General features: G+C 60.3%; 19 protein-coding genes. 11 read left to right on the top strand and 8 right to left on the bottom strand.

Features of this window, described 5'->3' with window-relative positions:
- Window positions 1–58: 58 nt before the first annotated feature.
- Window positions 59–1858 (bottom strand): AAA family ATPase, encoded by a 1800-nt coding sequence (locus tag IPM54_34640; protein ID MBK9264907.1) that lies wholly within the window; start codon window positions 1856–1858, stop codon window positions 59–61.
- Between the two features lie 170 nt (window positions 1859–2028).
- On the opposite strand from IPM54_34640, the gene IPM54_34635 reads away from it, so the two are divergent.
- Window positions 2029–2262 carry a hypothetical protein gene (locus IPM54_34635; protein MBK9264906.1) on the top strand — a complete coding sequence of 78 codons (234 nt, stop codon included), beginning with the start codon at window positions 2029–2031 and terminating at the stop codon, window positions 2260–2262.
- On the opposite strand, the gene IPM54_34630 is transcribed toward IPM54_34635, so the two are convergent.
- Complete coding sequence (locus tag IPM54_34630; protein MBK9264905.1) at window positions 2228–3118, bottom strand: hypothetical protein; 891 nt, start codon at window positions 3116–3118, stop codon at window positions 2228–2230. The two genes, IPM54_34635 and IPM54_34630, sit on opposite strands and share 35 nt — an antisense overlap.
- A 96-nt stretch (window positions 3119–3214) precedes the next feature.
- On the opposite strand from IPM54_34630, the gene IPM54_34625 reads away from it, so the two are divergent.
- Entirely contained in the window at window positions 3215–3550 is a 336-nt protein-coding gene (locus IPM54_34625; protein MBK9264904.1) for a hypothetical protein, read from the top strand.
- Here the strand turns inward: IPM54_34625 and IPM54_34620 are convergent, their stop codons facing one another.
- Entirely contained in the window at window positions 3551–4714 is a 1164-nt protein-coding gene (locus IPM54_34620) for a hypothetical protein (GenBank protein MBK9264903.1), read from the bottom strand.
- 265 nt (window positions 4715–4979) lie between these two features.
- Here IPM54_34620 and IPM54_34615 point away from each other — a divergent pair, with 265 nt between their 5' ends.
- Entirely contained in the window at window positions 4980–5900 is a 921-nt protein-coding gene (locus tag IPM54_34615; protein ID MBK9264902.1) for a Uma2 family endonuclease, read from the top strand.
- Window positions 5901–5945: 45 nt separating this feature from the next.
- On the opposite strand, the gene IPM54_34610 is transcribed toward IPM54_34615, so the two are convergent.
- Window positions 5946–6782 carry a hypothetical protein gene (locus tag IPM54_34610; GenBank protein ID MBK9264901.1) on the bottom strand — a complete coding sequence of 279 codons (837 nt, stop codon included), beginning with the start codon at window positions 6780–6782 and terminating at the stop codon, window positions 5946–5948.
- 354 nt (window positions 6783–7136) lie between these two features.
- On the opposite strand from IPM54_34610, the gene IPM54_34605 reads away from it, so the two are divergent.
- On the top strand, window positions 7137–8735 hold the full coding sequence (locus IPM54_34605; protein ID MBK9264900.1) for a serine/threonine protein kinase: 1599 nt from the start codon (window positions 7137–7139) through the stop codon (window positions 8733–8735).
- A 97-nt stretch (window positions 8736–8832) separates the two neighbouring features.
- A complete protein-coding gene (locus tag IPM54_34600; GenBank protein ID MBK9264899.1) occupies window positions 8833–9846 on the top strand; it encodes a hypothetical protein in 1014 nt (337 codons plus the stop codon).
- Between the two features lie 153 nt (window positions 9847–9999).
- On the opposite strand, the gene IPM54_34595 is transcribed toward IPM54_34600, so the two are convergent.
- A complete protein-coding gene (locus IPM54_34595) occupies window positions 10000–11097 on the bottom strand; it encodes a hypothetical protein (GenBank protein MBK9264898.1) in 1098 nt (365 codons plus the stop codon).
- On the bottom strand, window positions 10997–12010 hold the full coding sequence (locus IPM54_34590) for a hypothetical protein (protein ID MBK9264897.1): 1014 nt from the start codon (window positions 12008–12010) through the stop codon (window positions 10997–10999). The genes IPM54_34595 and IPM54_34590 overlap by 101 nt, the downstream gene beginning before the upstream one ends.
- 281 nt (window positions 12011–12291) lie before the next feature.
- Here IPM54_34590 and IPM54_34585 point away from each other — a divergent pair, with 281 nt between their 5' ends.
- Window positions 12292–13512: an FIST C-terminal domain-containing protein gene (locus tag IPM54_34585; GenBank protein ID MBK9264896.1), complete on the top strand. Its 1221-nt coding sequence runs from the start codon at window positions 12292–12294 to the stop codon at window positions 13510–13512.
- Window positions 13513–13696: 184 nt separating this feature from the next.
- Complete coding sequence (locus IPM54_34580; protein MBK9264895.1) at window positions 13697–14197, top strand: STAS domain-containing protein; 501 nt, start codon at window positions 13697–13699, stop codon at window positions 14195–14197.
- A 6-nt stretch (window positions 14198–14203) separates the two neighbouring features.
- Here IPM54_34580 and IPM54_34575 read toward each other — a convergent pair whose 3' ends face one another.
- Together IPM54_34575 and IPM54_34570 are read right to left on the bottom strand one after the other, a co-directional pair.
- Window positions 14204–15241 (bottom strand): nuclear transport factor 2 family protein, encoded by a 1038-nt coding sequence (locus IPM54_34575; protein ID MBK9264894.1) that lies wholly within the window; start codon window positions 15239–15241, stop codon window positions 14204–14206.
- Window positions 15139–15828: a hypothetical protein gene (locus tag IPM54_34570; GenBank protein MBK9264893.1), complete on the bottom strand. Its 690-nt coding sequence runs from the start codon at window positions 15826–15828 to the stop codon at window positions 15139–15141. The genes IPM54_34575 and IPM54_34570 overlap by 103 nt, the downstream gene beginning before the upstream one ends.
- Before the next feature lie 850 nt (window positions 15829–16678).
- Between IPM54_34570 and IPM54_34565 the strand changes: the two genes are divergently transcribed.
- The 4 genes from IPM54_34565 (at window position 16679) to IPM54_34550 (ending at window position 19683) form a co-directional block, all read left to right on the top strand.
- Window positions 16679–17029: a hypothetical protein gene (locus IPM54_34565; protein MBK9264892.1), complete on the top strand. Its 351-nt coding sequence runs from the start codon at window positions 16679–16681 to the stop codon at window positions 17027–17029.
- The gene (locus IPM54_34560) at window positions 17026–18183 is read left to right on the top strand and encodes a hypothetical protein (GenBank protein MBK9264891.1); all 1158 of its coding nucleotides are present in this window, start codon (window positions 17026–17028) and stop codon (window positions 18181–18183) included. The genes IPM54_34565 and IPM54_34560 overlap by 4 nt, the downstream gene beginning before the upstream one ends.
- A 283-nt stretch (window positions 18184–18466) precedes the next feature.
- A complete protein-coding gene (locus IPM54_34555) occupies window positions 18467–19144 on the top strand; it encodes a hypothetical protein (GenBank protein MBK9264890.1) in 678 nt (225 codons plus the stop codon).
- Window positions 19145–19179: 35 nt separating this feature from the next.
- Window positions 19180–19683: a hypothetical protein gene (locus tag IPM54_34550; GenBank protein ID MBK9264889.1), complete on the top strand. Its 504-nt coding sequence runs from the start codon at window positions 19180–19182 to the stop codon at window positions 19681–19683.
- Window positions 19684–20752 lie beyond the last annotated feature (1069 nt).

The following is a 20752-nucleotide window of genomic DNA, read 5'->3' as shown; positions in this document are numbered from 1 at the left end:
TGCGAGGAAGAATGGAAGGTCGGGAAACATTCGTCTGCTCGAAAACCGTCGATGGTTTCTATGATCGCAAAGCGCTCGATGCGGCCGTCTCCCACGCCCAATAGCGCACGTCTTTCGTCCCGACGAACACCAAGACGCCAGCTCGCAAATGGTTGCCCAGCGTCAGCATCTTGACCAAGTCCGCGTCCGCCGCATACCGCTCGATCTGCGCAAAACCTTTTGCAACTGCAGCTTCGATGTCCTTGTCCGTCGCGTCGGTCTTCACGTATTTCGCCTCGATGATCCACGCGTACTTGGCCGCCGATGCATTGCCTCGGAGCGCCAGCAACAAATCGCAATAACCCTGCGTGACCTCTTTTTCGCTCATCAAGTAAAACGAATTGGTTTGCGACAAATACGCAAACAGCATCAGCTTCATCGTTTTTTCATCGAATTGGATGAGGTCCCGATTGCTGATGCGTCCAAGGACCTGCTTGTGGAACAAGTCGAGCAAGGGTTGAATCTCGCCGTCCACCGACATCTTCCGGAGCGCGCTCGACACATCGGTCAAGTCGATTTGCAAGCCCTCGTGATCGGCCATGGCAAACGCGATGTAACTCCATTGCAACTCGCGCATCACGCGGTTGGGGATGACGAGCTTGGGATCCGAGCTGGTCATCGCATCAGCGGAGAAGGTCAGCATCCCCATGTAGTAAAAGAGCGACACGATTTGCGCTCGGCCAAAAAGCATCCTGGTGCCGAATTGCTCGACCAGGGGACTGGTGACCGATTCATTCGTCAAGATCTCTTCCAACAGCTCCCGTGTGCCGGTCTCTTGACCGCTCGTATTTCGAGCAATGCCGTAGAGGCGCCCATAATCGGTACGCACGTTCAAATCGAGCATTTGCCGGGGGTACCTGCCCGTCGCCAAGACCTGGCCGACGAAATACAGGACCAGCGTCGAGTTGTACATTTTGTCCTGCGCGTACACCGAAAATCGATACCCGTCGTAATACCGCTCCAGCGTTTCGAGCAGCGCTTTGCGATCACCAATGCGCGGATCGGCCGCCAAGTCGGGCCTGTCCCGGAGCATCAGGTCCACCGCGCGTTCGACGTCCGCCGTCGTGAACCCAGCCAAGGCATTCAACGCATCGTGCTGCGACACGTGCGTGATGATATTGAACCCGCTCGACAAGTCGTCCAGCATGATGGGCGACACGCCCGTGACGAACATCCGCGCCAGCGTGCTCGTGATTGTAAATGCCTTCAAATTGGCATAAAAGCTCCGCACGAATCCCGAGCTGCGCACGATGCCTTGGTAGGTGTCGATCAAGCCGTCCGAAAGCAGCCGATTGCCAAAATGGTCGTATTCGTCGATCAGCAAATAGACCTGGTGCTCGGCGTCGCGGACGACCGTAAAGAGCTCCGTCATGAGCGCGGCGGTATCTTCCTCGTCCGATCGGACCGTTGCTTCCAGCGTCGCCAGCCTGGGAAGGAGTTTTTCGTACCGCCAGATGAACGACCGGATCGATGCCTTGACTTGCACGGCAAAACTCTTGCGAATGTCCGCTTCGGTCCCCTCGGATGCCACCGGGGAAAAATCGAAACGCAGAACGAGATACTTGTTTTTCTCGGGCGTCGGGTGCTCGTGGACCCACAGTCCGCCAAACAGCTCGTCGAATTTGTCGGCAAGAGCGATGTCGTAGTAGTTTTCGAGCGTGCTGATCAGGGTCGATTTGCCGAACCTGCGTGGCCGCAGGAAGATCAGATGTTCGCCGCCGGCGTTCTCCAGGTGCGGGAAAAACGGGGTCTTGTCGACGTAAAAGGACCCGCTGCGACGGATGGCCGCAAAATCGCATTTGGCGTAGGGAATTTTCATGGCTCGACGTGCTCGCGGGCGAACCTTAGCACCACCTCGGCCGGAAGCGAAGCAGGCACCTCAGCCGTGGTGGCGGCACCCATGAAATTTCCACCGTGCGCACGCATGACGCACGCACGGCGGGCTGACAAGGCGGGCTGCTCGGCAGTGCAGCATCGCCAGACGATGGCTTGTGGGCTTCGTACCACTTTACTCCGGGCAACTACGAACCGCCCCCGGGCACGTCGAGCATCATCGCGGTGCATGGCGCAGCCGTCAAGAAAGTGCTCCCCGATTTCGAGCAACGTGATGTCGTCGCTTATCCAACGTACAAGATGACGCTCAACCGCCCGCTGAACGCCGTGTCTCGCGCCATGATCGAGGATACGATCAATTGTGCGACGAACGAAAAACGACGGCGATGACGAGCAATCCGATGAGGCTCGCCAACCGACCAGCCCATTCGGCTCGACTGCGTGAAAAACGGAGCTCGATGTCGCGGCTGGTCGCGAAGACGAGCTGGAACGTGGGGGTAGCCATGTACACCGGTTCACCCGATGGAGTCGTCCAATTCGGAAAATAAGTTTGACGAATCCATAATGGGAACGCGCGATCCGGGTCGCGGTCGAGCTCGACGCGTACGAAATCACCCTCGATCGTGGCACTCGTGACGATCGGGCCATCTTGAACGCGTTCTCGAATGGCGTCGATGACGTCGAGAAGGCGTTTCACCATGTCTCGGGTCCAAACGAGGCGAGCGGCACGTGAGCTTTCGGGCGCGGCTGAACGCTCGACGATGTGAATGGTTTGGCGCTCCCGCGCAAGCGCCACGAGGTCGGTGACGAGCGGATCGTCCGACGCGACGAGTACGAGGTGCCGGTCGCGCGTGAATCGCTCGATGGTGGCGAGCGCGTGCGTTCGGTCGCGATAGCGGAGATCGATGAGGAGCGCCGTGCGAAAGCGATTCCAATCGGCGCACGTGTCGATTTCGCGGCACGGGGACGACACGAGAGGCACATCGAGCCTACCCGCGGCGAACATTTCTTCGCCGAGCCGCACGAAATCGAGGCTGTCGTCCGGGCGCGGTTTGACGCTGAAGGTTGCGAAGGTGAGCACGGGCGCGAAGCTCGGTACGACGGCATGACCAGGCGCTGGATCGTCGAATGCGTAAAGCTCCCATTCACCGGGCGGTGAAACGAGGCGCACGCCGGGAAGGCTCGCGACCCGCGCCTTCGTTGCCTCGGTTTGCACGACGAAATATCGCACGTTGAAGAGACGCATTCGTCGAGCTGTCAGGTCGTCGACAGTTCCAATGTGAGCACGAATTGCCTCACGTTCGCCACTCGCCTCCCGGATTGGGTACCTGAGGCTGCCACCGTGCACCTGAACAAGGCCTACGGCGGTCAGCAGTACCCCGCAATTTGTGGCGTGGGCTACTGTTCACCCACGCCAGCCAATGTGATCCTCGACAGGCGGTTCAAGGGCACCGATTGCACGTGGAGCGGCTGTGCTCCAGAGCTTGCCGGCGTGACGGTAACGACCAGCGAGTTCTTCAGGGCCTCCAACGGGTTCAATTACTTGGACGAACCTTCCCGACAGTTTTGTGCGGGCGTATTCCTGACATTGCCCGCCGGGTGGACATCGGGCGCTCGCATCAATCAGAAGCACGCCGCGCACCTGCTCGAACCCAAGATCGTCTCCTACTTGTTTTAGCTACGGGCTCCTCAACGGGGGCCGGCGTCGTCGGCCATTCCATACCACGACGTCGGCCCGCTGCCGTCTCTGCCCAAAAAGCACGCCAACCGCGAACGTCGCCTGCTTTGCCCGCCACGTGCGCTCGAGGTCCGCAGGAAGCTCGAGGACGATCTTCCTGCCATCCTCCTGCCGGGAACGCACGCCATCCGCAGCCTCGAGCTCGTCGCGCTCGGCGTAGGCTCGGTCGAACGTGAAATCATGGCCTCGCGACGTTTTGCAAAAAATGCGAGTCGGCGAATACACGCCGCAATAATAGGACCATTTGTAGGGAAATCGCAGTTGGCCGGACGGATCCGCGAGGGGCGAGGCCGAGCGAAAGGGAGGCGCGGGAAAGAAGAATACATGCGCATTCGTTTGTCCCCAATCCCGAATGGGCGCCGCCGTATCGATTTCCACCCGAAACAAGCCGTCGCGCTTCACGAGCTTGATCGCATCGAAATGGTGTGATCCCAGATCGAGGTCTGGGTATGCCATGGGCGGTGCTGGCCGCTCGGTCACGCGGCAAGCTTCTCCGGAGCCGATCTCGCGTGTCGTGATTTGATCGACGAATCCCACATAATCGCGCGCTGTCGCCACGGTGGCTGCGATGCGTTCGGGAATCGATTGATTCTTCAGCGCATAATATCGATCGAGCGGAATCTCGAAATGAAGCGTCCCGTCGTCGCGTGTCGTCTGCACGATCCCCGCATCGATTCCGACGAAATCAGCCTTGACCAAATCCGTCGCGTACACCTGTGGCGTGTAGTTGCTCGGCTCGGGGGCCATGATGCCGACACGTACGTCATTACCATGGGGAAATTCGACTGCACCACGCACCGGGTAGGACAAATCGTCGAAATACTTGGGATCCGCGGTGAGCGCATAACGCGTGGAACCATGACCGCTTGCACCGATGAATACGTAGATGTTCTGGTCGGCGGCATTCCGAAAGCGCCCCTCGAGCTCGATGTCGAGCAGCAGCGTGGCGTCGACTCGGCTTGCAGAGACGGCACGCAGGACGAGCTCTTTGGTGCGAGTGAGCGGAGGATCTTGCACGCGGCTCCGCGCGGGCACACCACGGCAAACCGTCTCGTTCACGCGAAAATCGAATATGCACGACAACCCATGGTCGTCGGTGGGCATGGCTCGCTCGGTACACCCGGAGAGGAAGAAGGCAATCGGAAGGAGGAGCAGCGAGGTGACGAGGTGACGACCTGGGGCGACGAAGCGCATGGCTGGACCGTGTCGCATTCCAAGCGGACATGAGTCAACACTGTGTTCGTTGGCAAGTACGCACAAAACGAACTAGACCTTCGAGTTGCTTTTCTGGGCACGCCACGGTTCGCGAGCTGCGATGTCATCGAAAAAACGTGTCGGCCGCGCGAGCCGTCTGCTAAGCTCGCGGCCGATGGCCACCAACGTTCGCGCACAAGCGGGTCAGCCGCGTCCGATTCCGATCGCCCCCACCAAGGAAACCTGGCGCTCGATGACGCCGGACGAGCGCGAGCGGTTCCTTGTCGACGTCAACGACGCCCTGTCGGATCCCGTCCGCATGATGAGCGAAGGGCGGCCTCACAAGAAGGCCAAGGTCCGGGCCATCGACATGCTCGGGTTGCACTTCAAGACGATGGGGCGCGTCATCTACTTGGCCGAGGAGATGGCGGTCCTCTATCCCGGCGAGGAATCGTTTTCCCCGGATGTCCTTGCCGTGCTCGATGTGCCCCAAATCGAGGATGACGAGCGGATGGCGTGGGTGGTGGTCGACGAGGGCAGGGGGCTCGATTTCGTGCTCGAGGTGTTGCACAGGGGTGACCGACGGAAGGATCTCGTCGACAACGTCGAGCGTTACGCGCGCCTCGGGATCCCCGAGTATTTCATTTATGATCGCGCGCAGCAGAGGATCCACGGATACCGGCTCGAGGAACCGAAAGCGGCGCGTTATACACGCATCGTTCCGCAAGGGGGCCGGTACAGCTCGCAGGTGCTCGGGCTCGACCTTGCAATTCAGGGCGGCACGCTGCGGTTTTTCCAGGGGATGGCCGAGCTCTTCGGGTCGGATGATTTGATCGGCCGTTTGACGGGCATGGTGGAGGATCTGGAGGCGAAGGCCGACGAGGCGGAGGCAAAGGCCAACGAGGCCGAGGCAAAGGCCAACCAGGCCGTTACTGCATTACGCGACGCCATCTCCACGCTGCTCGACGTGCGCGGGATCGATTGCCCCGACAATGCTCGCGCAGTCCTCATGTCTTGCGATGATCCCGCCGTCCTGCAGCGATGGCTGCTCCGCGCAAAGACAGCCACGTCCGCGGCGGACGTGTTCACCACGTAAACAGCGAGCTTTTTCTCTCTATGTGGTTGACACGAGTTGCACGAGTCAGAGGTCGTTCATGCACGCCTCGAACTCCGTCTGGCAGCCGTCGGGTTGCGGCACCGTCGTGAGGCAGTTTTCGCATTCCGCCGTCATTGGGGCGCCGACGCAATACCCTGTGTTGCATACCGGTTCGCATGGATTGCCGGGCGTACACGTGCAGGTCATCAATGCAGCATAGAGCGTTTCCGATGTGTCCGTGCAGAATGGACCCGGTTCGGCAGGAGTGAAAAAGGCTTTGTCTGCGCAATAGAGGCACGGTGGGTCGCAGGATACGCCACACACGACACAATTCTCTTTCTCCGAGACCGTCCAGATGCCATTGCTGCACTCGTGATACGTGCTCGTGCCTGGTCCCGGCTCGCAGGCGACGGGATAACCGTAATGACACAACACATCCGCAAAACAACGGTCGCCGGCCTTGGGTGGGGACGCAGGGCATACCGGCGCTGCATTACAAGCCTCATCGCAAGCTGCGGGATCGATATCCATCAAGGTCACTGTGTAGGGTTCGCACATCACGAGGCCATTCCATGTCGCGCCTCCTCCACCGGTGTTCTCCGTAAGTAGAATTCTCACCTCCGCGCCGTCGACGAGTCCAAGTGATTCGATGCATGCGCGTGGTGGGTTCTCCCAATTGGTGGTCCTGAATGAATCGCTCCCGCCGTCCCACGTGAGCTCGACCGCTACGGGGTCATTGATACAATTATAAAGTTCGTCGGATGAAGGCGGGGAAAGGGTGACGCGCGCGGTAATGATACGTGCATCGTACTCGCAACGTCCGCTGCACGCGCTCACCAGGAGTGCGCTCACGATGGCTGCCGGCAAAAACGATCGGTTCATGATTCGACGCTCCTGCGGATCGACCCGTTTTCAATCGCCATGCCAGGCTGGAAACGCTCGAAAACCGAACAATCGCCGAACATGACGCCTGCAGAATCTGCGTTATCGTGCAAAGTGCGCTGCGCGATCGACCTCGGGCCAATCGCTCTCGGTCAGGGGGGATCGTCAATCCGAATGCCGATCCCGCGGAAGTGAGCGGGCCACATTTCGAGCTTGTCGAACGTGGCTCATCCGGCTGGGGCCGTACACTCGACTCTTTCGGCTCGCTCGTTCATCCCTTTCCTTGCAGCGATGCCGCATGTGTTGGTACGATGGCCCCGGTCGCGACAACTCGTTACTTCGAAGCGCACGACGATGATGGAACCTGTGCAGCCAGGTACGATTTTGCTGGGGAAATACCGCGTCGAGCAGGTGCTTGGTGAGGGAGGGATGGGGTACGTCGTCGCCGCGCGGCACGAGGAGCTGGGCGAGCTTTTTGCCATCAAGTTGATGCTGCCCGAGGTGCTCGAGCATCGTGATGCCGTGACACGGTTCCTGAACGAAGCGCGCGCATGTGCGAAGCTCAAGGGCGAACACGTGGCGCGCGTCCACGATGTCGGGCGTCTCGAGAACGGCGCGCCGTACATGGTCATCGAGTACCTCGATGGGGACGACCTGGATGGTGTTTTGCGCGCACGTCAATTTTTCCCTTACAACGAGGCCGCTCTCTATGTGCTTCAGGCATGCGAGGCCGTCGCGGAAGCACACGCGGCGGGTATCGTGCATCGAGATCTCAAGCCGTCGAACCTGTTTCTGACCCGGCGGCCCAATGGAACGCCGTGCGTCAAGGTGCTCGACTTCGGTATCTCGAAGCAGCTCGATCACAGCTCCAGCAAGACGCCAAGCGTGACGGCAACGGGCAATTTCGTCGGTTCCCCGCTCTATATGTCGCCCGAACGACTGGACAACGCGACGGATCCGCGCAGCGACATCTGGGCACTCGGGGTCATTCTGTATGAATTCGCCACCGGACACATGCCATTTCCCGGCGAGACCGTGGTGGAAATCCTGAAAAAAGTGCTCAACGCTCATCCCGTTCCACCAAGCCACTTACGCGAAGGCATTCCTCCTGAATTCGAGGAGATCGTATTGCGTTGCTTGGAAAAACAACCCGAACACCGGTACCAGTCGGTTCGTGAATTGATGACGGCTTTGCAGCCGTTGGCAACGGCATCGGTCGTGCCCGTGGTGTCGCGTGTCGAGGATTCGAGCATTCGACAGTCGTCGGAAGCGGTCGACGACACGATTACCGTCAATGCATCCAGTCGCAATGAAGCATTGGAAGCGGCCGCCCCCGCCGCGCCGGTCGTGCTCGATTCCAAAACAGGGGAGCAGGTTCTGGGAGACGGCGCAAACGAAGCTCCAAAGCGTATCATCATGCCCAGCGATGGTCGCCCAAGGAGTAGCCCGTGGGCCAATTACCGTGCAAAATCCACGCGGAAACGGTCGCGGTGGCTCATCGTGGCGGCCATGGTTGCGATGACCATTGCATTGATCGGCGGCGGGTTCTTCGTCATGGATCCATGGATCTGGACAAGAATATGGACGCGACTCGTAAACGGGGAATCGGTCGAATTGGCTCCGTCTTCCGGATCGGCGACGACACCGTCGAATCACCGAGCATCTCATGCGCCGTCCGCCCCCAGTGCGTCGACGTCTGCGTCGACGATGGCCACTCCTCGGTCTCGGACCAAGCATACGCCGGCTTCCGTAGGATCGCCTTCGACGGCGACGAGCGCTGGCGCATCGGCATCCGCAGCGTCGGTATCCGCATCGGCCGCCATCGCGTCACCACCTTCAGCTTCGCCACCAGCATCCGGCGCCACCCCAGCGCCATCGGCAGCTTCGCCACCTCCATCGGTTTCCGCTCCCACGCCGCCCGCGAAGTCGGCTATGCCGGCGACAGGCGGATAGGTTCGCGTATGACGATCGGGAGCCCGACGTAGGAGATCTTTCTCGCGGCGCCACGTTCCGGCTGTACGCCCGCCTCGCCTCGTGCGAGAGTGGTCGCGTGAAAGACTTCTTGCAGTGGGGATGGCTCGTAGGCGCAGTCGTTTGCATTTCGAGCTGCGCTGGCGGCCAGTTCGTGCTCGATCCGGGGCTGTCCCAGGGGCCCGAGCTGACCGTCGAGGGCCCCTTGGGCTTTAATGCCTACGAGTGTGATCCCGAGCAATCCCCGAAGCCGAAAGGCTTGGGGGAAGATCGTTCGGCTTCCATCCAGGTCGCCGGGCTTTCGGGCACGGCAACTCCGCTGCGACGGGAATTGGCCACGCAGAAGATTTTTGGCGACGCGCTGATTCGAGACTACCGCGCATTCTTGTCCCAACTGGCCGAGCTGCGTGCGGCCACGGAAGGCGTGCTCGGGACAGAGGCGTCGTCGAGCGTGGGAAACGCTCCTGAGGGCGTGGTGACGGGGGATGTTACAGTGGACACGATGTTGAATGGCATCAAGTTCGTGCTGGCGTTGCCCGAGAGCGCCACGGAGAGCACCGGATTCGGGTTTGGGGGCCAGATCGAAGGTCGGACGGTGATGGCTGCATGTCGCACCACCCAGACCGCGCGGGTGTTTTCGGCATTCGACGGTCCGCGGTTCGCGTTGCGCTGCAAATGGGCGTCGCCTGCAATGAATGCCAAAGGCGAATGGAACGTGGACGCCATTGGTTCTTGGAGCAATTACGCTTTTGCGGGGGAACTGAAAAGCGAGGCAGGGGATGTGGCTCGTTTCGGGTCTCAAAATGTGACGGTGCTGGGTATGGGAGGAGTTCGGGGATTCGATTGGAAAGCCGGGGATGGTGGGGTGGCGGCTCTGAGCTTCTGGCAGCGACCGGGGCCGCGACCAGCGAACTTGCCACAGGGAAAAGAACCGCCTTATGAACCCCGGGCGTGGCTCGGGCGCAGCCTCGAATCAAAACCGGGTTTTCGGGATGGCATCCTGATCAGTGTGGCGCTTTCGTATCTGTTTCCCTGGCCGTCCGAGTGTGACAACAAGCGATTACGCGCGGGTGCGATGGAGACCGCCAAATGAGGATGGGCGCGTGATGGCATTTCCCGCCCAATAACATACGGGCGGAGCGAAGAAGCCGTTGCCGTCATTCAGCAGAATGGATAACGCGATTCGTAACGCTGAATCCGTACGAATTGACTGCCCGAATGGCGGTCGATTCTGTTCAACGCCCTTTCAGTCCGTGGACAGAGCGCGGAACGGCGTGCCCCGTGGCCCGTTCGCGAATGCGGCCTCGGTGACGCGCAGGCTCATGGTGACGGCGGAGCGCTTGTGGTCGTCGTCGTCGAAGAGCTCGAGCGCGGCGAGCGCACCGGCGAAGTCGCCGACAGTCGCACAGCCGTGCACCGCCTCTTGGACGCTGCAATAACGGACGCTCTTTGTCGGGAGCTTGCAGGCCTGGAGGGCCAAGTCGACGCGGCCGACCGTCGCCGCATACCGGCAGAACACGCGGCAGTCCAAGTCGCGGTCCTTGGGCTTGAGCTGTTCGAGCCGCGCCAGCTCCCGCTCGAGCAGCTCGTCGACCAGCGCTCGCTCGCCGAGCTCGCAGAGGCGGAGCAGCGCCGGCTGGTCAAGGTTGCCCAGCTTGACTCGGCGATGGGCGACGTGGGCGCGCAGTGCATCGAGGGCCAGCGGCCGATCGGGGGTCGAGCAGGCGATCTTCACCAGCACCGCGCCGTCGCTGACCTTGGGCAGGGCCGCGCGAACCTCGGCGGTTCGACCGAGCGCCGCGAAGTAGGCCCAGCGCTCTTCGGTGTCCTCGTCGGCCAATTCCTCGCGCCCCTCGGCCCAGCGCGCGGCCACCTTCGGTGCGTGGGCCGCGACGAGCGCGAATGCGTGCGGGTGCGCGCCATAGCCGAAGGAAAAGGGCTCTTCGTCGAGCACGCGCTGGGCCAGCTTCACCGCCTCGGAAGGCCGCACCTGCGCGAGCGACTGCAGCGCAACGGTGACGCAGCTTTCGCCTTCGCCGCGGCCCAGAAGGATGTCGGGGTATCGGAGCGCCAGCTCGATGAACGCTCCCTGGGTGCCATCCTTCAGCGCACGACGGAGCAGCGCCATGGTGAGCTCTTCGCTGGTGTCCTTGTTCGTACACCGATCGATCGCGTCACAAAACACGTCGGCGCCATCCGCGTAGAGCGCCATGAGGCCTTCGGTCGTCGCGTAGTCGAACATGCTACCGATCTCGCCGACCTCCACGAAGCGATCGACCTGGCCGCCCAAGGCGGCGACCCAGCCGAGGTCCTGCGCGGATACGTAGCTTTCGCGATCGGCCAACAGCTCCTTCCACGCCCGCTCGGCCCGGGCCCCGTCGCCCAGACGCCACCAGGCGGCCACGAGCCCTGTATGGCGCGAGCGCGTTCGGCCTTGTCTTCCGCGGGCAGCGCGGCTTCGCCCGCCTCCACGAAACGCCGCGCCGAATCGAGCTTGCCGGCCAGCACGCGCTGCACCGCCACCCGACCGGCGACCTGACCGAGCCGGCCCGTGCCGGCACCGAGAGCTCCTCGAGCCAGGCCATGACCTGCTCGTCGCTGGCATCCTCGGCCCACCGGACCAGGAAGGCGATGATCGCATCCGGCCAGTGGCGCCCGTCACGGATTAGCTCGAAGCACACCTTGCGCAGGTCGTCGTAGGACTTGACCTCACGCGGCGACGCGGCCCGATCCGAGGCGTCCTTGGTGGCCTTGCTCCTCGCCCTGGTCGTCGTCTCCTTGGCCTTGCTCGCCTTGGCCTTGTTCGCCTTGGCTTTGCCCGGAGCATTCGCGGGCCCCGCGCTCGTCTCCACGAGGATCACCTTGTCGTGCTCGACGTAGGCCAAGCTCTCCTCGCTGTCCCCTTCTTCCAACTGTGAGAGCAGCGACGGGTCGCTCACCTCGATCGTGTACACCACGGCTGGACGTTCCGCGTCCTCGTCGTCCACATCTTCGGTCGCACGCGTTATCGAGAACCAGCCGCGCCCTCGCTTGTTCACCGTGCCGTGCGCGAGCGGCCCCACCTCGACGTGCTTGATGTACTTGCGCGCGAGCGTCACGTCATCGCCGTCATCGTCTGGCGACACGAAGTCCGAAAGTAGTTTCCAGGCGAAGAGGCGTTCGGTGCCGAAGGTGTCGATGTCGGGGTGGACGAGCGTTGCTTGCAGGAGAACCACCGAGCCTGTTTTCTTCAGGCATCGGACGTTGAAGTAATGCATTGGGCGTGTCCTTGGGTACGCAGGCGTGACGACGCCGTGTTCTCATTTTCGCGCCTCTCATGTCTACCCCCATCGTGCCGCTGGTCGACACGCACGAGGCGCCACCAATGAACGAAATGGCAGCCGAGGTTCTCGCCGGTTCGCAATATGACCGCCATGCGCAAACGTCCAAAGCATTGCAATGAACGTGTCCCGGGCATTCCGGTGGCCTTGCAGATTGTTCCCATTTTCCAAAATTCAGCATTGCGCATCCATTGAGCTTCGGTCACCTTGGTGTGACCATGGCAGAGTCCGGGCGCGTCGTCGTCGTCCGCGAAATGGCTGTGGTTTTTGGGGGGATGACCATGCGAGTAGCGACCGTATCCATCGTGCATCCATCATCGACGATTGCTGGGAAAGAAGTTGCCGAGGGGTTGATTCTCGAGCTCGGTGCAGCTCCGCGCTGTATCCTTCTTTTCGTCTCCAGCCGACATGATCCGCGCAGCGTCATGGACGGACTTGGCCGGCGATTGCCCGACGATACCATTGTCGTAGGGTGTTCGAGTTTTGGTGAAATCAACGCCGAAGAAGCGCTCACGGGGTCGGTCACCGCAATGGGTTTTACCGACATCGATTGTGCTGCCTACAAGGTGGACCATATGTTGCCGGATGGCCGCGCTGCGGGTCGCGAGCTTGCAAAACGAGCCAAAGCATTCGAGCCGAATATCCTCATTACATTTGCCGACGGAATCATGGGGAGTCCCGCGGATCTCGTGCGTGGAATGCAAGATGTATTGGGTACGAAGTTCCCAATCGTGGGCGGCGTGGCTGCCGAGCATCTGGCATTCGAGCGAACGTACGAAATTCATGGTCGCGAAGTGTTGAGTGGTGGCGCGGTCGCTTTGGCCTTGCGTGGCAACATGACCATTGCCACTGCAGCAAAGTCGGGTTTTCAGCCCGTCGGCAACGTGCGTACGGTGACGCGTGTGGAAGGAAAAAACCTCATCCTCGAGCTCGATGGTGTGCCTGCATTGCGCATTTACAAAGAATTTCTGGGACAAACCGTGCGGGATCAGCAGATGGTGGGCATCGAGTTTCCCCTTTTGTGCGTACCCAGCCTCGATGGCGATTACATGGATTCCGACGATCGCACCAATGTCGTGCGTGTCGTCCGCAAGCTCGACGAAGAACGCGGCGGATTGCTTTTGAGCAGCGAAATCGCGGTCGGATCGAAGGTCCGGCTGACGTGTTCCACCAAAGATGATTTGCTCGAAGCAGCCGGCATGGCCGTGAATGAAGCCCTCGAGAAAGTGCCCAAGCCCGACGTTGCCCTCATATTTGGTTGTGCTTGCCGCAAGTTGATCCTCGGATCGAGGTATCAAGAGGAAATACGGCGTGCGTTTCGATCCCTCGACGCTGCCATTCCCAAAGTTGGATTTTACACCTATGGCGAGCTTTCCCCCGTGCGCGACACGACGGTGTGTCACGACGCGACATTCACAGTGGTGTTGCTCGGGTCTTGAAGATGCGCTGCGCGGAATGTTTGCTTGGAGTTGCATCACAGGCGAACGTGTCCCTCGAGGAGTTCCTCGATACAATGGGCGCCTGTGATGATTGCCCTGCGCTCACCGCGGGTCCGGCCGAATTGCATGTACTTTGGATCGCCTGCGTCAATGCGCGCATACGCTCCGTAAAACGCAGACCAAATTGCGTCAACGCGAGCAAGATCTCGCGGCGGCATTGGACGAGACTGCGCAATACGAGGCGCGCATCGAGAAAATGGTGCACGTGTACAACCAAAGCGTGCGCGAGCTCGAACCTCAGTTGGCGGTCGTCGAAAAACAAGCCGAGACGATTCGGGCATTATCGGCGCCCATCCTCGAAGTGGCGCATGGAGTCGTCGCGATGCCCATCATCGGCGCAATCGATCGCGAGCGCGAAGCATTGCTCACCCAGGCATTGCTCACGCGCGTGCACGAGCGAGCGACTCGGCTCGTCATCGTGGATTTGACCGGTCTCGACGACGTGGACGCTTTGACGGCAAGTCATCTCTTGCGCACGTGTGCGGCGCTTCGTTTGCTGGGGACCAAGGTCGTTTTGTGTGGATTGCGTAGCGCCGTGGCCAAAGAGCTCGTCCGTTTGGATGCCGATCTCGCCGTCGTGGAGACACTGCCGACTCTTCGCGCAGCGCTCGAACGAATTCGTTGAAAAAACTCATGTTTTTTGCGAAGGACAAGCGCGTCGTTCGTTCCGGGGACAACATTTGCAAAGCAATTTCTTCGGGGTCATCGTGTACGACGACGTGTGCGATTCTCCAGCAGCCGTGAATTGGAAACATTCGGTTCCCGCGTACGTAATGGGCATTTTTTGATGAGACGTGTCGATTTGCCAATCAACTTCGGCATAACCACGTGGAGCATCGATGCGGACGGCGCGTACGGTCACGACCACGCTCGGCGCGAATGCTTTCATGAAATTGCGAAACATGACGCGAAGTCCCGCATGACCTCGAAATGGACGGCTGCCAATGGGCGATTCGACGGTTCCACTTTTCGAAAACAGCGCAACCCAACGATCGATGTCCATGGTTTCCATGGCTGCGAAATACACGCTGGTGACTTCGCGAATGCGATTTTCATCGACCGCGGCGGGTAGACGGCTCGATACGGGGTCGGCGCGTTCGAGCTCGCTGACCATGGTGCCGGCATGGCGCCCATACGCAAAACTCGTGAAGACATTGTACCGATAACGGGCTTGGTCGAGAGCGGGATGCATGGGTTCGACGAACCGATTCACGAGCGTTCCGACTTCCACCCCCAATGAACCCAAGCTGCCCGAGCCCAGGATACGCGTGGCCAATTTATAATGATTGAACAAGAATAAGGCGCACCGATGTTCGAGCGTCGTCAGCGCTTCCGCGAAAGCATGTTCGGTTGGATGAACGTCGGGAGCTTGGTACATGGTCAAAAAAGACAATTCGCGGCGTTGCATGTCCGTGCTCAATTGCGTGCCGATTCGCCGGCATGCGGCCATGGCATCGGCAATTTGGCGTGATTGCGCGCCGCTTGCATCACGAAGACGTACGCGGAGCGGATGATAATCGGCCAGCACCAGCGTCTCGAGGATCATGATGGCGCCCGATAGATAAGTCATGATTTTGGTCGCTTTTTCGATCGCCATGGCGGCCTGTGCATAATTCTGTTTTTCGGTCGACGTTTCGGCAGATGCCAATGCGCCCAGAACGATGAACATCCAGCATTCGATGCTTTGGTGCGTCGTGGCGAAACAAAGCGGTCCTCGGCATTGAACGTACGGCGTCGGAAAATGGCGGCGATTCGCTCCGGTTGGATCCACGTATCGTAAGGCAACTGCAAGCGCTCGGCGCAGCGGGATGGCATTGATAAACCATACGCGGCAGCGAATTGTTCGATTTCCACTTCCAATCCCAACAGAATGGGCACTTCGTCGAGCAGCGTGGCATATTCGTCGACAAAATGCCGCACGTTGCGCTTTGGATGCTCGAATGTCCGGAGCACACATAAATTCGTAGAATGCGACGGCGACGTCGAAAACGTGCTTTCGGGTGGACGTGCATTATCGAGTACGTCGGCGAGGAGCCGAATTTGCATGGTTGCGCTGTTCCACAAACGGTCGATTCGATCTCGTTTGCGTACGTATCGTCGGGTATCGCGCCACGTTTCTTCGATGAGCAAGAACGTCAACTCGAGCGACACGAGGGCTGCTCGCAAATGCGCCTCGTTTTCCCACGCCGTGGTTGCCTGCCATGATTGCTGTAGCGCATCGAGCGAAATGTAGAGCTCGTAAGGTCGACTGTTCATGACTTCCCCCCAAAGGAATCATGAAGTCGAATCGACGATGTTTCGAGTTGGTTCGAACAGCGCAGCGAAGAATTGCAGATTGCGACGATGGTGTCCGTCGCTCACGGAAGTGCGCAGGGCGGAGCACCGCCCGTCGGCGCCGTGCCATTCCCGAAGCACCGCCCGTCGGCGCCGTGCCATTCCCGAAGCACCGCCCGTCGGCGCCATGCCATTCCCGAAGCACCGCCCGTCGGCGCCATGCCATTCCCGAAGCACCGCCCGTCGGCGCCATGCCATTCCCGAAGCACCGCCCGTCGGCGCCATGCCAATCCCCACGCGCAACCACGCACACCGACCTCCCGCATGGCCTGCATGCTACACGCATCTTTTGCGCCGACAATTCCTCGGCCACGCCAATGCATCGAACCGCCCCGCGTTTTTTCCGCAAGTTGCGACGTCCGGCCTTTGGTCACCCTTCGAGGCGACACAGGCGCCCATTGGCACACGGCATGCAAATGCATCTCCGCCGAATGCCCCGAAGCCAAGCAGCTCGCTGACTTCGCCGTGCTGGAGGAATCCATGAGGAGAATGATCCCGCTCTTGGGATTGCCCCTGATCGCTTGCATCATCCTTGGGTGCAGTGAACCCACGTCCGACGCGCCATTGCTCATCGTTGCCCTGAGCAACGACGATGCTCAACCAAGTTCCGAGGAACTCGGTCGTTACGTGAGCATTCAATCACGCGGCGGCAAAACATTGACTGTTCGTACCCGCAGAAGGCCCCGTTCTGCCGGGACAGACCGCGGCCCAACGTGCATCCTGCATTCCGCTTGGACCAGGTGCCGATACCTACGCCCTCACGCGGCTCAGCGTGATCCCCGACGACCAAGAGGCATCGCTCGAAGTGCAATTGCTGGAGGAAGCCCTCGAACCTGCAAAAGAGCCTTCTGGTGACTTGATTTGCGAAATCACCGGCACACGCGTCTATTCCGTCGTCAAAAAAATCAGCCTCGCATCGGCAAAAGAGAATGAGCCCGACGAGGGCGGCGGCAGCGGCGGCAATGGTTCGTCGAGTTCGACGGCGTCGTCGTCATCGAGCTCATCGAGCTCATCGAGCTCATCGAGCTCATCGAGCTCATCGGGCGGCGGTGGCGGCAGCGGGGGCAGCGGGGGCAATTCGGGTGGAATGGGCGGCAATGGTGGTAGCGGAGGTGGAATATGAATACGGTCAAGGATCCTGAACGAAACATCGGCCTTCCGGTGGCCATCGTCATTGGCGCCGTGTGTTTCGTGCCGCTCGCTGCCGTCCACGCACAAACCCCCCCAGCGAACCAAAAGCCCCCCGCGGTCGCCAATAGCTCGTCGGCCGCAAGCAGTGCGTCCGCGTCGCCGCCCGCTGCATCATCGAGCGCACCCATCGCGACCAACGTGCCATCGGCAAACACCGCTCCTCCCGCGGCGTCATCGGCAACCCCTGCCGGTCCACCGGTAACGGAAAAGCTGGACCTCGGGAAAACCTTTGTCGATGCCAAGTGCAGCGATCGCCTCATCTTCTGCATGGATAACGAAGGCAATCTTTTTCAAGACGACGAAACCATTCCCAAGCTCGTGCCCGACGAAACCTTGGTCATCAAAGTGATTGGTCCAAACAACAAGGCCAACTTCACGCGCGTTAGCGTCAATGGTGTCACCAGCACCGATTCGCTCGCACGAGCATCTGGCGGCGCGGGAGCAGAAGTTGTCGCGCCCGCCGTGATCGCGGAGACGACGATGACCGTCACCGCGAAAATGCTATCTCTCCGTGTGGAGCTGCGGTCCAAAGAGAATGCGGACAGCGACTTCATTTCCAAGCGAACGTTCAGCATCCCCGTCGAACGCGGCCGATACTTCGTCGATCTCGGATTGATGGTGCCCGTTGTGATCATGGGACAACGCAACTATTACGCAAACCCTCTGCCGGGTTCGTCCGACCGAGTCATTTCGCAGGTCTCCGATACCATGGTCAAGACAGCCCTCGCGCTGAACATCTACCCTGGAGGTCACCCTCAACATGCCATCAAACCCAACTTCTCTCGACCAGGTGATTGGATCGGCCTGCAAATCGGCATCGATCTCAACATCTCGAAGCCCGAGCAAGGCTATGCCGGGATCATCTTCGAGCCCATTTCAGGTTTTGCCATTGGTGGAGGCGTTGCCGCCGTCAAAGGCTTGCGCTTGGCGGATACGTACGAAACCGGCATGATTCTTCAGCCCGGCGAAGCGCCACCAACACAAGACACCATTCTCTTTCGAGGTTATTTAGGCGTCACGTTGTCGACCGAGCTCGTGAACCTCCTCCGCACGAGCGTGAGCCAATTCTCAGGGTCGTCGCAATGATCACCCAACGGGTTGCACGAACGAGCATCGGCGCGCTGGCCATCGGCGCGCTGATGCTGGGGGTCCAATGCGGGGCGAACCAACACCCCATCGTCAAGGCGCATCAAGCAGCCATGGCCGATCCCTCTGATGCCCAAAACATCGCGCAACTCGCGAGCGTTCTGCCCACCTTCGGACCGTTGCTCGTCTTCCGAAGGCGACGTTTGGTATCGAAAACCTCCCTCATTACATCGCATCGACCCGCGGCCCTGATGCACAACGCCTCCACGGCATCAAGCGAGCGATGGCCAAGCACGAGCGCGCCGACAAACGAAAAGCTTTGATTGGCAAGCTCCTCCCGGCAACTTTGCAATCCATCAAATTGAAGGGCGACATCAAAGACGGCCGCTGGAATTTCTGGGATTGGAAAGCCGCCATCTCACCGTACGTGATCGATCGGGATTCGTTCACCACAAGGGGACTCGATGCCAACCGCGTCGTGCGCGAACTGCAAGAAGCAGCTTCCGATTGGGTTGCTGTTTGCCGCGACTGCCGTCTACGCATCGAACCACACCCGCGCGACGGTGAGAAAGGCCTCGTACCCGGCGATGACCTGACATTCGTCGTCAAGTACGACCCTGCGACGAAATATGTCGCGCTTTCCTTTTTTCCTGGGGAGCTCGCCAGCCATCGGTACCTGTACATCATGCCGGCATGGTTTCGGGCCGAAGGGCATTCGACGGGAATTCTACGTCACGAGCTGGGTCACATCCTCGGCTACCGGCACGAATACGTGGGCGAGGTGAATGCCTGTAGCTACGAAAATAACCAATGGCGTAGGCTGACCGATTACGATCCTCAATCCGTCATGCAGTTTTTCTGCGGAAAGGGCTCGCCCACGATGACGCTGAGCCCGAAGGACAAAGAGGGACATCGTGCGCTGTATTCGTGGCAATGGGGGGGCGTCAGCGGCACGCCCTGACGTCTTCGACCTGGTCGGGCAGCCGCCGCACACCCTTGCGGCATTCGCTCGTCCGCGGGCATGCGCTGTCTGTCACGGAGGTCGCGACCGCCAACGTCAGTGATGAGAATGACCGCAGCGAGCCCCTGCGGCACATCCTCCTGCCGCTCGAACCGCACGCTTGTACGGCCGGGATCTTTCGCTACCAAAATCACGAGCTGCGCCTGCGCCTGCTCGCGAATGCTGAAAGTGACAACAAGGACAGCGCCCATGCAACGTTTCCCCGTAGGATCCCCTCATCGTACGGGCACCCGCAACTCGATGACGCCGCCGGTTCATTACCGCTCGCACCGAAACCGCCTTCTTTCCGCTGCCTCCATCACCGCCATCACCGCCCCCACCGCCACCGCCGCCATTACCGCCCACACCTGCGCCCCAGCCCCACTGCTGCTTCTGCTGCTGCCGCCACCGCTCCCACCAGCGCCACCAGCATTGAATTCACAGGCCCCGATATCGATGGCGCCGGGCTCGGCCGTGACGATGCTGCGCCGCTCGCTTGACGGTGTGGGACGGCGGATGCCACAGCGGTTTGTCCAGCGGCTGAGGAAAAATCATGACCGGGTGGCCCCGATGTCGCATTCGCACCTGCATCGACGAGCGACTTTGCATGTCGATATGACAGGTCATTGGCGTCGATGTTCAGGAAGCCGGGTTGTCCCCAGGATCGTGCCGCTCCAATCGGCCGGGATGTTCGTCGTTCCCATTGATTGCCCAGTTGTTGCTGCCCGCGAAGAGCTGCGTCCAGTGCTCCAGTCCGCCTCGACCTCCTGACCATGTTGACAGAACCGCCGATGGAGAAAAAACGTTGTTATGGGCCTCAAGCGCTCTCCAGCCCGTCGAAGAGTCGAAACACGGGCGCTTCCGCCGCCCAGCGTGATCACGGTGTTGTTCACGAAGCGATAGCGACCATTGCTCTGCCGGTTCCCATCTCCCCCGAATCGGACGACGGCGAATGTATTTCTTTTGCGCGGCACGTTGCCGACGACGTCGGAGTCCTCCCGCGCCGTGTTTTCCGACACTCCCCGGCAGGATCCGGCCCAATCAGCTCCGAGCTCGTGGTACATGGCGCCTCGGTCCAGTTATAATACGTCTCGTTGCGCTCCGCTCGCGATTTTACCGAGTTACCACCATTGGCATCATGCACGTAGCAATGCTGCATCCGGAACACGGAGCCGGGATAATCGACCTCGTTGGTAGCATGTAGATTTGGTGGTCGAACGTGCCTCCGCCGCAATGGTGGACTTCGGTGGAGCCTGACAGCAGGACCCGGAGTCGTTGTCGGCCCCAGGATGCCCTGCTTTGGGATGACCGCACCACCGAATCACGTAGAACGATGTTATTCGCGCGATGATAAAAACAAAGCGGGACGTACCACCCATACCGAGCCTTCTGAAGACGGTAATGATTCGCCGCAGCTTCGATGGTGTTGTTTTCCGGTCAACGCGTGATTTTCTTCGTATTGATGCGGATTCGCGAATGGTGATTTTTGCGCCGCTGTACCGGGCCGATCGAAGACGACGCCTCCCGGATACGTCTGATCCTCGTCCACTTCGACGATATCGCCGGGAT

This window comes from Polyangiaceae bacterium, from assembly GCA_016715885.1.
Classification (GTDB): domain Bacteria; phylum Myxococcota_A; class Polyangia; order Polyangiales; family Polyangiaceae; genus Polyangium.
The sequence above is the reverse complement of the archived record's forward strand: the minus strand, read 5'-3'. Positions and strand labels throughout refer to the sequence as shown.